General features: G+C 73.9%; 8 protein-coding genes and 1 pseudogene. 2 read left to right on the top strand and 7 right to left on the bottom strand.

All coding sequences use genetic code 11. The features are described from left to right. Positions 1-70 precede the first annotated feature (70 nt). Together ACFYNX_RS09555 and ACFYNX_RS09550 are read left to right on the top strand one after the other, a co-directional pair. Positions 71-955 (top strand): hypothetical protein, encoded by an 885-nt coding sequence (locus ACFYNX_RS09555; protein WP_388659388.1) that lies wholly within the window; start codon positions 71-73, stop codon positions 953-955. Between the two features lie 67 nt (positions 956-1,022). Continuing rightward, positions 1,023-2,501 carry an ankyrin repeat domain-containing protein gene (locus ACFYNX_RS09550; RefSeq protein WP_388659385.1) on the top strand — a complete coding sequence of 493 codons (1,479 nt, stop codon included), beginning with the start codon at positions 1,023-1,025 and terminating at the stop codon, positions 2,499-2,501. A 9-nt stretch (positions 2,502-2,510) separates the two neighbouring features. On the opposite strand, the gene ACFYNX_RS09545 is transcribed toward ACFYNX_RS09550, so the two are convergent. The 7 genes and pseudogenes from ACFYNX_RS09545 to gltB form a co-directional block, all read right to left on the bottom strand. Then, on the bottom strand, positions 2,511-2,924 hold the full coding sequence (locus ACFYNX_RS09545; protein ID WP_388659382.1) for a ribonuclease domain-containing protein: 414 nt from the start codon (positions 2,922-2,924) through the stop codon (positions 2,511-2,513). Between the two features lie 280 nt (positions 2,925-3,204). Beyond that, positions 3,205-4,872 (bottom strand): DEAD/DEAH box helicase, encoded by a 1,668-nt coding sequence (locus ACFYNX_RS09540; protein WP_388659379.1) that lies wholly within the window; start codon positions 4,870-4,872, stop codon positions 3,205-3,207. Positions 4,873-5,097: 225 nt separating this feature from the next. After that, a complete protein-coding gene (locus ACFYNX_RS09535; RefSeq protein WP_365540926.1) occupies positions 5,098-5,616 on the bottom strand; it encodes a pyridoxamine 5'-phosphate oxidase family protein in 519 nt (172 codons plus the stop codon). An 81-nt stretch (positions 5,617-5,697) separates the two neighbouring features. Next, positions 5,698-6,075 (bottom strand): annotated as a pseudogene (locus ACFYNX_RS09530) (VOC family protein); the annotation flags it as partial. A 51-nt stretch (positions 6,076-6,126) separates the two neighbouring features. Further along, entirely contained in the window at positions 6,127-6,846 is a 720-nt protein-coding gene (locus ACFYNX_RS09525; RefSeq protein ID WP_388659376.1) for a vWA domain-containing protein, read from the bottom strand. A 168-nt stretch (positions 6,847-7,014) separates the two neighbouring features. After that, complete coding sequence (locus ACFYNX_RS09520) at positions 7,015-8,475, bottom strand: glutamate synthase subunit beta (protein ID WP_125666088.1); 1,461 nt, start codon at positions 8,473-8,475, stop codon at positions 7,015-7,017. Further along, positions 8,468-13,036: a glutamate synthase large subunit gene (gltB, locus tag ACFYNX_RS09515; protein WP_388659373.1), complete on the bottom strand. Its 4,569-nt coding sequence runs from the start codon at positions 13,034-13,036 to the stop codon at positions 8,468-8,470. The genes ACFYNX_RS09520 and gltB overlap by 8 nt, the downstream gene beginning before the upstream one ends. Positions 13,037-13,246 lie beyond the last annotated feature (210 nt).

The following is a 13,246-nucleotide window of genomic DNA, read 5'->3' as shown; positions in this document are numbered from 1 at the left end:
TCACAAGGAAGCCTTTTCGGCCAGCTCCGGATGTGAGGGACCGTACAGTGGGCGGGAGGGGGGAGCCCGCATGCCGCACCGTCAAGAGGCCGACCGTGTCATCCACGGCTTCCCGCACCGGGCCGTGGTCGACGCCTCGCTCACCGCGCTCCACCGCCGCCTCTCCCCCGTGGGCATACGCCGCTTTCCGGCCAGCGTGACCGCCGACGACGTGGCCCTCGGCGACGGTGAGGACCTGCGCCCGGGCACCCGGCGGGTGGCCCGCGCCCTCGTCCGGCACCTGGGGCTGCCCGACGCGCGCGTGACGGTGGACTTCCGGCCGATGGAGCACGCCGGCAGCATCGGACTCGCCCCCGGACCGGAGTACTCCGTGGAGGTCCACGAGCGGTTCCGGACCCGCCGCAGGGACATCGGCGCGGTCCTCGCCCACGAGATCACCCACGTGCTCCTGCACCGGCTCGGCCTGCGCTTCCCCGGCACCGCCGAGAACGAGATCCTCACCGACGTGACCGCCGCCTACCTGGGCGCCGGATGGCTGCTGCTCGACGCGTACCGCGAGGACGGCGTCGAGCGCCAGCGGCTCGGCTACCTGACGCCGGAGGAGTTCGGCTACGTCCTCGCCAAGCGGGCCGAGCTGTTCGGCGAGGACCCGTCGCCGTGGTTCACCAGCCAGGTGGCGTACGAGGCGTGGGTGCGGGGCCGGGCGGAGGCCCGCCGGGAGCGGACGGCGCCGCCGCTCGCCGGGGCCGGTCCGGTCGCGCGCCGCCGGTACGCCTGGGAGCGGCGCCGGGGCCGGGCCGGCGAGGGCGCCCCGTACGCCTTCGACGGCGGGGCACCCGCGACCGGCGTCTCCTTCTCCTGCCCGGTCTGCCGCCGGCGGCTGCGGATCCCGGCCGGGCGGACGCTGCGGGCCCGGTGCGGGGTGTGCGGCACGGTCCTGGAGTGCGCGTCCTGAACCCCGTGCGCCTGCCCTTCCGGGAATCGATTTGCGCCATGTGCCGACGGCGGGTCAGGGTCGGTGCATGAGCACGCTGTTCGACGCGATCCGGGCCGGGGACGAGGACGGGGCCGTACGGGCCCTGCGGGGCGGGGCCGACCCCGAGGGACGGGAGGACGGGGAGACCGCCCTGTACCGGGCGGCCGTCGGCGGCGAGGCCGGAATCGTACGGGTGCTGCTCGCCGCCGGGGCGGATCCCGGCCGGGGCAGCGGCGAGGAGGACGGCGACCTGCCGCTGTGCGGGGCGGCCTGCGGCGGGCACACCGGGACCGTGCGGGCGCTGCTGGCGGCGGGCGCGGAGCCGGACCAGGAGGAGGCGTACGGCTTCACGGCCCTGGCCTGGGCCCTGCGGCTCGGATACGCCGACGTCGCGCGGCTCCTCCTGGAGCACGGCGCCGACCCCGACCGGCGCGGCCCCGACGGGCTCGTCCCGCTGCTCGCCGCCGCCCGGCGCGGCTCCACCACCTGCGTGCGGGCGCTCCTCGACCACGAGGCGGGCGGCCGGGAGGCCGCGCTGCGGGAGGCGCGGCGGTGGATCGGCGCCGACATCGCCGCCGAGCTGCGGCGCGGGCTCGTCGCGGGGAACGAGGGCGGGCAGACGTACGAGGCCGTGGTCCGCCGGGTCCGGGAGGACGGCGGGACCACGGTCGTCGTGGAGCTGCTGCGGGAGGACGGCGCTCCCGGGCGCGGCGACGACCGGCAGACCGGGCACGCGGCGATCGCCACGCTCCTGGAGGCCTCGCTCGGGCTGCGCACCCCCGTCGAGGAGCTGGCGGCGCGGGCGCTGCGCTGCGGCGATCCCGCGCTCGACGACTGGACGACGGCGGTGGCCGAACTGGCGGGCCGGGACGACGAGGAGACCTTCGTGGCGGCGGCTGGCTGGTGCGCCTACCGGGACCCGCTGCGGCGGGCGCTCGGCGCGCGGGTCCTGGGCGCCCTGCCGGGCTTCGCGCAGAGCGCCGTGCCGGTCCTCCGGCGGCTCGCGGCGGAGCCGTCGAACACCGCGGGCCCGGCGCGGGAGCCCGCCCTGTCGGTGGTGACGGCGCTCGGGGAGTGCGCGGACCCGGCGGCCGTGCCCGAACTGCTCGCGGCCGCCGGGCATCCCGACGCGGTGGTGCGCGGGGCCGTCGCCGGGGCCCTGGCCGGAATCGTCCCGGCCGGGCACGTCGAGGCCCTCGGGGTGCTGCTCGCGCTGAGCCGGGACGGCGACGCCCGGGTGCGGGACTGGGCGACGCTCGCGCTCGCCGAACTGCCCGACGACACCCCGCTCGTACGGGAGGGGCTTGCCGAGCGGCTCGACGACGCGGACCCGGAGACGGCGGCGGAGGCGGCGCGCGGGCTCGCGATCCGCCAGGACCCGCGCGCCGTCGACGCGCTCGCGGCGGTCCTCGCGGACGGCGAGGCGGACGGCGCGGCGCGCGAGACGGCGCTCGCCGCCCTCGAACACGTCCGGGACCCCCGGGTCAGGACCCGCCTGGAGTGGACGGCCCCGCGCAGGAGCTGAGGACGCTCCTCAGCAGCCGTGGTCGATCAGGTCGAACGAGGCGTAGTGGTCGGCGGTGTAGTAGTCCTCCACCGCGTTCCCGGTGACGATCCGGCGGGCGCCGCGGGTCGTGGAGCCCGGGGTCTTCACCGTGTACTCGTGGTAGTAGCCGGACGTGCGGGCGGGCAGGATCCCCTCCCTGTTCTGGAAGACGGATCCGTCCTGGCCGTACGGGAAGGGGCCGCCCGCGTCGATCAGGTCCAGGGTGGTGTGGGCCTGGGAGGGGAGGGCGGAGTAACAGATCTCCCCGACGGCCGCGACGACCGCGACGGCGGGGGCGGGCGCGGGGGCCGGGGCGGCGGTGGCCGGGGCGCCGAGGAGGAGGGAGGACAGGAGGGCGGTGGCGGCACCGCCGGCGAGGGTGAACCGAGGGGGGATGCGCATGCCTGTGATGATGATGCGCGTAGACACCCGCCGGGAACCCCGACGGCCTTCCGTTCCCCGGATGTTGACCGGTCGTTCCCGTACGTACGGGACCTGTGAAGACGGGGCGCGTGCGGTGAAAGGAAGCGGGGGGGGGCGGGGGGCCCCCCCCCCCCGGGCCGCGGGCGGGGGGGGCGCGGCGGGGCCGGGGGGGGGGGGGGGGGGGGGGGGGGGGGGGGGGGGGGGGGGGGGGGGCGGCGCCCCCCCCCCCCCCCCCCCCGCTTCCGGACCCCGTAGGGGGTTACGTGTTGTCGGCCGGCCGCTGCCGGGGGCCGCGGGGGCGGCCCGTGCCCGCGGTCCGGCGCCCGCCGCGACCGGATCCGGCGGAGGTGGAGGCGGACGCGGCGGTGCGGCCGGTGCCCGCGCCCCGGCCCGTACCGGAAGCGCGGCCCCCGCCCGTACCGGAGCCGCGGCCCCCGCCCGTACCGGAAGCGCGACCCCCGCCCGTGCCCGTGCCGGAGGCGGCGCCGGTGCTTCCGGCGGCCGGGCGGCGACGGCGGCGGCCGCCCCCGTTCCCGCCACCGGCGGCGGAGCCGGCCGGCTTGCGGGGCGGGGTGGGCTGCGGGGTCTCGATGACGACCGGGACGCCCGAGGGCTCCCGGGCGCCGGTGAGCTCGGCGAGCTCCTCGTCGCTGGACTTGATCTGCGCCGTGCGGGGGCTGATGCCCGCGTTGGACATCAGCCGGCCCATGTCGCGCTTCTGGTCGGGCAGGACCAGGGTGAAGACGCTGCCGGACTCGCCGGCGCGGGCGGTGCGGCCGCCGCGGTGGAGGTAGTCCTTGTGGTCCATCGGCGGGTCGACGTTCACGACCATGTCGAGGTCGTCGACGTGGATGCCGCGGGCCGCCACGTTCGTCGCGACGAGCGTGGTGACCTGGCCGTTCTTGAACTGGTCCAGGGTGCGGTTGCGCTGCGGCTGCGAGCGCCCGCCGTGCAGGCCGGAGGCCCGCACGCCGTTGGCGAGGAGCCGCTTGACCAGCCGGTCCACGGACCGCTTGGTGTCCAGGAAGAGGATCGTGCGCCCGTCGCGGGCCGCGATCCGCAGGGTGACGGCCTTCTTGTCGATCTCGTCGGCCACGTACAGGACGTGGTGCTCCATGGTGGTGACCGCGCCGGCCGACGGGTCGACGGAGTGCACGACCGGGTCGTCGAGGAACATCTTGACCAGGCGGTCGATGTTCCGGTCGAGGGTGGCCGAGAACAGCAGGCGCTGGCCGCCCGGCTCGACCTGCTTCAGGAGCTTGGTGACCTGGGGCAGGAAGCCCATGTCGGCCATCTGGTCGGCCTCGTCGAGGACCGTGACGGCGACCTGGTCGAGCCGGCAGTCGCCGCGGTCGATGAGGTCGGCGAGGCGGCCGGGCGTGGCGATGAGCACCTCGGCGCCGCGCCGCAGCGCGGACGACTGCCGGGTGATCGACATGCCGCCGACGACGGTGGTGATCCGCAGCCGCAGGGCGCCGGCGTACGGGGTGAGGGCGTCGGTGACCTGCTGGGCGAGCTCGCGCGTGGGCACCAGGACGAGGGCGAGGGGCGCGGTCGGCTCGGCGCGGCGGCCCGCGGTGCGGGCGAGCAGGGCGAGGCCGAAGGCGAGGGTCTTGCCGGAGCCGGTGCGGCCCCGGCCGAGCACGTCGCGGCCCGCGAGCGAGTTCGGCAGGGTCGCGGCCTGGATCGGGAACGGCTCCGTCACGCCCTGCTCGCCGAGGGTCCGCAGCAGGCCCTCGGGCATGTCGAGGTCGGCGAAGGAGGCCACCGGGGGCAGCGCGGGCGTCAGCGACACCGGCGGCGTGAACTCGCTCGGCGGCGGGGGCGCGGCGGGGCGGCGGCCGCCCCGGGAGGCCTTCGGCTGGGACGTGGACTTCGCCTGCGCGGTGCGGGGGCCGCGCTTGTGGGGGCGCTCGGAGCGGGTCATTCGTGCCTTTCTGGCCGGTGCGCCGCCGAGCCCTTCTGGCCGGTGCGCGGCGCAGCGGGGGCCCGCACCTGCGCGATGCGGGCCCCGGCTGCTCTGTCCGGAACACGTGGTACGGCTCCGGTCGTCTCTCTACCGGAACAATAGTGCGCCCCGGGACCTTCCCGCCCCGCCCGCCCGATGCCCGGACGGATCGGCCCAGCCCAGCCGCCCCCGACGTGGCCCACTTCACAGGCCGGGGGCGTCCCGGCGGGGCGGAGCGTCGTCGTTGCCGCGCCGGGTGGTCCACGCGGGCCGCCCCGGCACCCAACTGCGGAAGGCGATCTCCTCGCCGTCCACCCACGTGCGCACGACCTCGGCCGGTTCCGCCCGGAAGAGGTGGAAGGGCAGGGGCGCGCCGGCGACGGCGGCGTACCGCTCCAGGGCCCCGGGGTCGGTGACCTCGACCGCCCGTCCGGAGATCCGGACGTCCCCGCCGCCCATGCCGGTGCCGGGGCCGGGGTTGGCGAGCAGCGCGAACCGGGGGTCGCGGCGCAGGTCGAGCGCCTTGCGGGAGTTCGGCATCATGCCGAGCCACAGCTCGCCGTCGCGGAAGTCCGCCTCGATGCCGCTGAGACGCGGCGAGCCGTCCTTCCGGAGGGTGGCGAGGACGTGGTGGGTGTGCTGCCCGAAGCGCTCGCGCACGGTCGCGGCGAGGGCGGGTTCGGCGGCCTCGAAGGCCGCCCAGGTGGTTCCGTGGTCTCCCATGGTTCCAGGGAACACGCGAAACCCGACATCTCCTGTCGGGTTTCCTTCCGTCCCCCGCCCCCTGTCGCGCCGGGGTCAGGCGGTGGCGGCCTCGCGCTCCGCCCGGCCGCGCTCGACGCAGAATTCGTTCCCCTCGGGGTCCCCCAGGGTCGCCCAGCCGGTGCCGTCCGGGTTCCGGCGGTCGTCGAGCAGGGTCGCGCCGAGGCCGATCAGCCGCTCGACCTCCTCGTCGCGGGTGCGGTCCTGCGGCTGGAGGTCGAGGTGGACCCGGTTCTTCACGGCCTTCGGCTCGGGCACCTGGATGAAGAGGAGCGAGGCCCCGGGCGACTCGACGAGCGCCTCCTCGTCACCCGGCTTGTCGTCGTCGGAGAGCGCGGAGTCGAGGACCCGGGCCCAGAAGGAGGCGAGGGCGTAGGCGTCGGCGCAGTCGATGGTCACGTGGCGTACGAGAGAGGTCATGGCGCCATGATCCCCGCCGGGCCGGGAGGGCGGCCACTGCTTTCCGGCCCGTCACCCCCGGACGATGCCCCGGGCCCGGGCGGCGGCGAGCCACGCGGGGAACTCGGAGACGAGCCGGTCGTACAGCTCGCCGTCCGGGACCCGGTCCGGGTCCTTCCCTGCGTGGAAGAACCCGGCGTTGTCGACGGGCCGCTTCGCCGGGACGTCGAGCTCGTCCAGTCCGCGCAGGAAGTCGAACTGCCGGCTGTCGGGGTCGCCGAAGCCGATGAACTGCCAGAAGAGCGGCAGCCGGGCCGCCTTGCACACGTACCGCTCGGCCGCCGGCTTGCTGGTCGGCCCGCCGTCGGTCTGGAAGACGACGAGCGCGGGATCGGTCGACCCGCTGTCCAGGTAGTGGTCGATGACCGCGTCCATGACCAGGTGGTAGCTCGTCTTCCCCATGTGCCCGAGCCCGGCGACGATCCGGTCGATCCGCCCGGCATGGTCGTCGAGCCGGATCTCGGTCTCGGCGTCGACGTCGGTGGAGAAGAAGAACACGGGCACCCGCCCGTCGTCGTCGAGGTGCGCGGAGAGCCCGAGCACCCGGTCGGCGAGCGCCTGCACGGCGCCGCTGTTGTAGTACGGCCTCATCGACCCGGAGTAGTCGACGACCAGGTAGACGGCGGCCCGCTGCCCGTCGATCCCGTGCCGCCGCAGCGACTCCCCCGCCGACTTGTAGAGACTCACCAGCGCGGGCGCGGTCTCCTCGACCTTCCGCAGGCTCAGTGCCATGGGCGTTCCCCCTCGTACGTCGCCGTGTCCGGCGTGCGGTCGAGCGTACGGCAGGCTCCGGACGCGCCGCGGCGCCCACCCAGTCGTCCGGTCGGGGACATGTCGGGGGGCGCCGCGCTCAGTTCCGTACGTCGTTGTACGGGACGTTCAGGGGGTGATCCGGCCGGATCAGACCATCAGCGAACGGTCCGTCGGGCGGATCGGGGCCGGCAGGGAGCTGGCGCCGGTCAGGTGGCGGTCCACGCCGCGGGCGGCGGAGCGGCCCTCGGCGATGGCCCAGACGATGAGCGACTGGCCGCGGCCCGCGTCGCCGGCGACGAAGACGCCGTCGACGTTGGTGGCGAAGTCCGCGTCACGGGCGATGTTGCCGCGCTCGTCGAGCTCCAGGCCGAACTGGGCGACCAGGCCGTTCTGGACGTCCGTGCCGGTGAAGCCCATGGCGAGGGTGACCAACTGGGCGGGGATCTTCCGCTCCGTGCCCGGCTTCTGGGTCAGCTTGCCGTCGACGAACTCGACCTCGGCGAGGTGGAGGGACTGGACGTTGCCGTCCTCGTCGCCCTCGAAGTGGGTGGTGGAGACGGAGTACACCCGCTCGCCGCCCTCCTCGTGCGCCGAGGTGACCTTGTACAGCATGGGGAAGGTCGGCCAGGGCTGGCCGGCGTTCCGCTCCTCGCCCGGGCGGGGCATGATCTCCAACTGCGTGACCGAGGCCGCGCCCTGGCGGTGGGCGGTGCCGACGCAGTCGGCGCCGGTGTCGCCGCCGCCGATGACGACGACGTGCTTGCCCTCGGCGGTGATCGGCGGGGCCACGAAGTCGCCCTCGACGACCTTGTTGGCGAGCGGCAGGTACTCCATCGCCTGGTGGATGCCGTTCAGCTCGCGGCCCGGGACGGGCAGGTCGCGGGCGGTGGTGGCGCCGGCGGCGATGACGACCGCATCGAACCGCTTGCGCAGGTCGGTGGCGGTGATGTCGCGGCCGACCTCGACGCCGGTGCGGAACTTGGTGCCCTCCGCGCGCATCTGCTCGATGCGGCGGTTGATGTGCCGCTTCTCCATCTTGAACTCGGGGATGCCGTAGCGCAGCAGGCCGCCGATGCGGTCGGCGCGCTCGTACACGACCACGGTGTGGCCGGCCCGGGTGAGCTGCTGGGCGGCGGCGAGGCCGGCCGGGCCGGAGCCGATGACGGCGGCGGTCTTGCCGGAGAGGCGCTCGGGCACCTGCGGCTTGACGTCGTTGGCGTCCCAGGCCTTGTCGATGATGGAGACTTCGACGTTCTTGATGGTGACGGCCGGCTGGTTGATGCCGAGCACGCACGCGGACTCGCAGGGCGCCGGGCAGAGGCGGCCGGTGAACTCCGGGAAGTTGTTGGTGGCGTGCAGGCGCTCCTGCGCCGCCGACCAGTCCTCGCGGTAGGCGTAGTCGTTCCACTCGGGGATCAGGTTCCCGAGGGGGCAGCCGTTGTGACAGAACGGGATGCCGCAGTCCATGCAGCGGCCGGCCTGCTTGCTGATGATCGGCAGCAGGGAGCCGGGGACGTAGACCTCGTTCCAGTCGCGGACGCGCTCGGCGACGGGACGGGTCTCGGCGACCTCGCGGCCGGTGGTGAGGAAGCCCTTCGGATCAGCCATGGGTCGCCGCCTCCATCATCTTCTCGGTGGTCTCGGCCTCGGAGAGACCGGCGAGCTCAGCGGCGTCCTTGGCGGCGAGCACTGCCTTGTACGTGGTGGGGATGATCTTGCTGAACCGGGCCGCGGCGGCGTCCCAGTCGGCGAGGAGCTTCTCGGCGACGGTGGAGCCGGTCTCCTCGCGGTGACGGCGCACGACGTCGTGCAGCCACGCCTTGTCGGTGTCCGACAGGGCCTCGATCGCCCCCAGGTTCCCGGAGTTGACGTTGTCCCGGTCGAGGTCGATCACGTAGGCGACGCCGCCCGACATGCCGGCCGCGAAGTTGCGTCCGGTCTCGCCGAGGACGACGGCCGTGCCGCCGGTCATGTACTCGCAGCCGTGGTCGCCCACGCCCTCGGAGACGACGAGGGCGCCGGAGTTGCGGACGCAGAAGCGCTCGCCGGTGCGGCCGCGGAGGAACAGCTCGCCGCCGGTCGCGCCGTACGCGATGGTGTTGCCCGCGATGGTGGAGTACTCGGCCAGGTGGTCGGCGCCCCGGTCGGGGCGGACGATCACGCGGCCGCCGGAGAGGCCCTTGCCGACGTAGTCGTTGGCGTCGCCCTCCAGGCGGAGGGTGACGCCGCTGGGCAGGAAGGCGCCGAAGGACTGGCCGGCGGAGCCGGTGAAGGTGATGTCGACGGTGTCGGCCGGCAGGCCGGCGCCACCGAACCTCTTGGTGACCTGGTGGCCGAGCATGGTGCCGACCGTGCGGTTGATGTTGCGGATCGCGACCTGGGCGCGGACCGGCTGGGCCTGCTCGGCGGAGGGGGCGTTCAGGGCCTCGGCGGCGAGCTGGATCAGCTCGTTGTCGAGGGCCTTCTCCAGGCCGTGGTCCTGCTCGACCAGGGCGTGGCGGACCGCGCCCTCCGGGAGGTCCGGCACGTGGAAGAGGGGCTCCAGGTCGAGGCCCTGGGCCTTCCAGTGGGTGACGGCGCGGCTGGTGTCGAGCAGCTCGGCGTGGCCGACGGCCTCTTCGAGGGTGCGGAAGCCCAGCTCGGCGAGGAGCTCGCGGACCTCCTCGGCGATGAACTCGAAGAAGTTGACGACGTACTCGGCCTTGCCGGAGAAGCGGTCGCGCAGGACCGGGTTCTGGGTGGCGATGCCGACCGGGCAGGTGTCGAGGTGGCAGACGCGCATCATGATGCAGCCGGAGACGACGAGCGGCGCGGTGGCGAAGCCGAACTCCTCGGCGCCGAGCAGCGCGGCGATGACGACGTCGCGGCCGGTCTTGAGCTGGCCGTCGGTCTGGACGACGATCCGGTCGCGCAGGCCGTTGAGCAGCAGGGTCTGCTGGGTCTCGGCGAGGCCGAGCTCCCAGGGGCCGCCCGCGTGCTTCAGGCTCGTCAGGGGGGACGCGCCCGTGCCGCCGTCGTGGCCGGAGATGAGGACGACGTCCGCGTGGGCCTTGGAGACGCCCGCGGCGACCGTGCCGACGCCGACCTCGGAGACCAGCTTCACGTGGATGCGGGCGACCGGGTTGGCGTTCTTGAGGTCGTGGATGAGCTGCGCCAGGTCCTCGATGGAGTAGATGTCGTGGTGCGGCGGCGGGGAGATCAGGCCGACGCCGGGCGTCGAGTGACGCGTCTTGGCGACCCACGGGTAGACCTTGTGGCCGGGGAGCTGGCCGCCCTCGCCGGGCTTGGCGCCCTGGGCCATCTTGATCTGGATGTCGTCGGCGTTGACCAGGTACTCGCTGGTGACGCCGAAGCGGCCGGAGGCGACCTGCTTGATGGAGGAGCGGCGCTCCGGGTCGTACAGGCGGTCCGGGTCCTCGCCGCCCTCGCCGGTGTTGGACTTGCCGCCCAGCCGGTTCATGGCGATGGCGAGGGTCTCGTGCGCCTCCTTGGAGATGGAGCCGTACGACATGGCGCCGGTGGAGAAGCGCTTGACGATCTCGGAGGCGGGCTCGACCTCGTCGATCGGGATCGGGGTGCGGCCCTCGGCGGCGAAGCCGAAGAGACCGCGGAGGGTCATCAGCCGCTCGGACTGCTCGTTCACCCGGTCGGTGTACTTCTTGAAGATGTCGTACCGCTTGTTGCGCGTGGCGTGCTGGAGGCGGAAGACGGTCTCCGGGTCGAACAGGTGCGGCTCGCCCTCGCGGCGCCACTGGTACTCGCCGCCGATCTCCAGGGCACGGTGCGCCGAGGGGACGCCGGAGGCGGGGTACGCCTTGGCGTGGCGGGCGGCGACCTCCTTGGCGACGACGTCGAGGCCGGCGCCGCCGATCTTGGTGGCCGTGCCGTTGAAGTACGTGGCGACGAAGGTCTCGTCGAGGCCGACGGCCTCGAAGACCTGGGCGCCGCGGTAGGAGGCGACGGTGGAGATGCCCATCTTGGACATGACCTTGAGGACGCCCTTACCGAGGGCGTAGATCAGGTTCCGGATGGCCTGCTCGGGCTCCAGGCCCTCGATGAAGGTGCCGGCGCGGACCAGGTCCTCGACGGACTCCATGGCGAGGTACGGGTTGACGGCGGCGGCGCCGTAGCCGATGAGCAGGGCGACGTGGTGGACCTCGCGGACGTCGCCGGCCTCGATGAGCAGGCCCACCTTGGTCCGCTGCTTGGTGCGGATGAGGTGGTGGTGGACGGCCGCGGTGAGCAGCAGCGAGGGGATCGGGGCGTGCTCGGCGTCGGAGTGCCGGTCGGAGAGCACGATGAGGCGGGCGCCGCCCTCGATGGCGGTGTCGGCCTCGGCGCAGATCTCCTTGATGCGGGCGGCGAGGGCGTCGCCGCCGCCGGAGACCCGGTAGAGGCCGGAGAGGGTCGCGGCCTTCATGCCGGGCATGTCGCCGTCGGCGTTGATGTGGACGAGCTTGGCCAGCTCGTCGTTGTCGATCACCGGGAAGGGCAGGGTGACGCTGCGACACGACACGGAGGTCGGCTCCAGGAGGTTGCCCTGGGGGCCGAGCGAGGAGCGCAGGGAGGTCACGAGCTCTTCGCGGATGGCGTCGAGCGGCGGGTTGGTGACCTGCGCGAAGAGCTGGGTGAAGTAGTCGAAGAGGAGGCGCGGGCGGGCGGACAGGGCCGCGATCGGGGAGTCCGTGCCCATGGAGCCGAGGGGCTCGCCGGCGGTGCGGGCCATCGGGGCGAGGATGACGCGGAGCTCTTCCTCGGTGTAGCCGAAGGTCTGCTGGCGGCGGGTGACCGAGGCGTGGGTGTGGACGACGTGCTCGCGCTCGGGGAGGTCGGAGAGTTCGATCTCTCCGGTCTCCAGCCACTCCTCGTAGGGGTTCTCGGCGGCGAGGGCGGCCTTGATCTCGTCGTCCTCGACGATGCGGTGCTCGGCGGTGTCGACGAGGAACATCCTGCCGGGCTGGAGGCGGCCCTTGCGGACGACCTTGGCGGGGTCGATGTCGAGGACGCCGACCTCGGAGGAGAGGACGACGAGGCCGTCGTCGGTGACCCAGTAGCGGCCGGGGCGCAGACCGTTGCGGTCGAGGACCGCGCCGACCTGGACGCCGTCGGTGAAGGTGACGCAGGCCGGGCCGTCCCAGGGCTCCATCATCGTGGAGTGGTACTGGTAGAAGGCGCGGCGGGCCGGGTCCATGGTCTCGTGGTTCTCCCACGCCTCCGGGACCATCATGAGGACCGCGTGCGGCAGGGAGCGGCCGCCGAGGTGGAGCAGCTCCAGGACCTCGTCGAAGGAGGCCGAGTCGGAGGCGTCCGGGGTACAGATCGGGAAGATCCGGTCCAGCGGGCGGTCGCCGAAGACGTCGGAGGCGAGCTGGGCCTCGCGAGCCGTCATCCAGTTCCGGTTGCCCTTGACGGTGTTGATCTCACCGTTGTGGGCGACGAAGCGGTACGGGTGGGCCAGCGGCCAGCTCGGGAAGGTGTTGGTGGAGAACCGGGAGTGGACCAGGGCCACGGCGGTGGCGCAGCGGCGGTCCGACAGGTCCGGGAAGAAGGGTTCGAGCTGGCCGGTGGTCAGCATGCCCTTGTAGACGAGGGTGCGGGCGGAGAGCGACGGGAAGTACGTCGCGGCCTCGCGCTCGGCGCGCTTGCGCAGGACGAAGGCCTTGCGGTCGAGCGCGATGCCGGTGGCCGCGCCGTCCGCGTCCGCGACGAAGAGCTGGCGGAAGACCGGCATGGTGGACCGGGCGGAGGCGCCGAGCAGCTCGGGGGCGACGGGGACCTCGCGCCAGCCGAGGACGTTCAGGCCCTCCTCGGCGGCGATCGTCCCGATCGTCGCGACGGTGGCGTCGATGCCGTCCTCGGGGAGGAAGGCGATGCCGACGGCGTACGCGCCGGCCTCGGGGAGCTCGAATCCGGCGACCTCGCGGAGGAAGGCGTCCGGGACCTGGAGCAGGATGCCCGCGCCGTCACCGGAGTCGGCCTCGGCGCCGGTGGCGCCGCGGTGCTCGAGGTTGCGCAGTACGGTCAGCGCCTGCTCCACCAGCGCGTGGCTGGCTACACCGGTGAGGGTGGCCACGAACCCGACGCCGCAGGCGTCGTGTTCGTTACGGGGGTCGTACATCCCCTGCGGAGCGGGGCGACCGTCCATGGGCGACCAGGCGTCGGAACGCATCGGCTCTCCCGTCGTCGTCGTGGCATATGCAACTGCCGAGGGACGACGTTGGCCCTCCGCGAAATTTCGTGCAGGTTACATGATGGCTGGCTTCTCGCGAAGCGGATAGCTCGTTCCAACATGCGGACACCGCCGACACGCAGCGGTGGTACTGGTTCACCTGTGGGGCGCGGCGACAGGCACTGTCCCGCGGGGGACGGATCGAGGGGG

Origin of the sequence: Streptomyces sp. NPDC007872 (assembly GCF_042868165.1) — a bacterium.
In the GTDB taxonomy this organism is placed as follows: Bacteria; Actinomycetota; Actinomycetes; order Streptomycetales; family Streptomycetaceae; genus Streptomyces.
The sequence above is the reverse complement of the archived record's forward strand: the minus strand, read 5'-3'. Positions and strand labels throughout refer to the sequence as shown.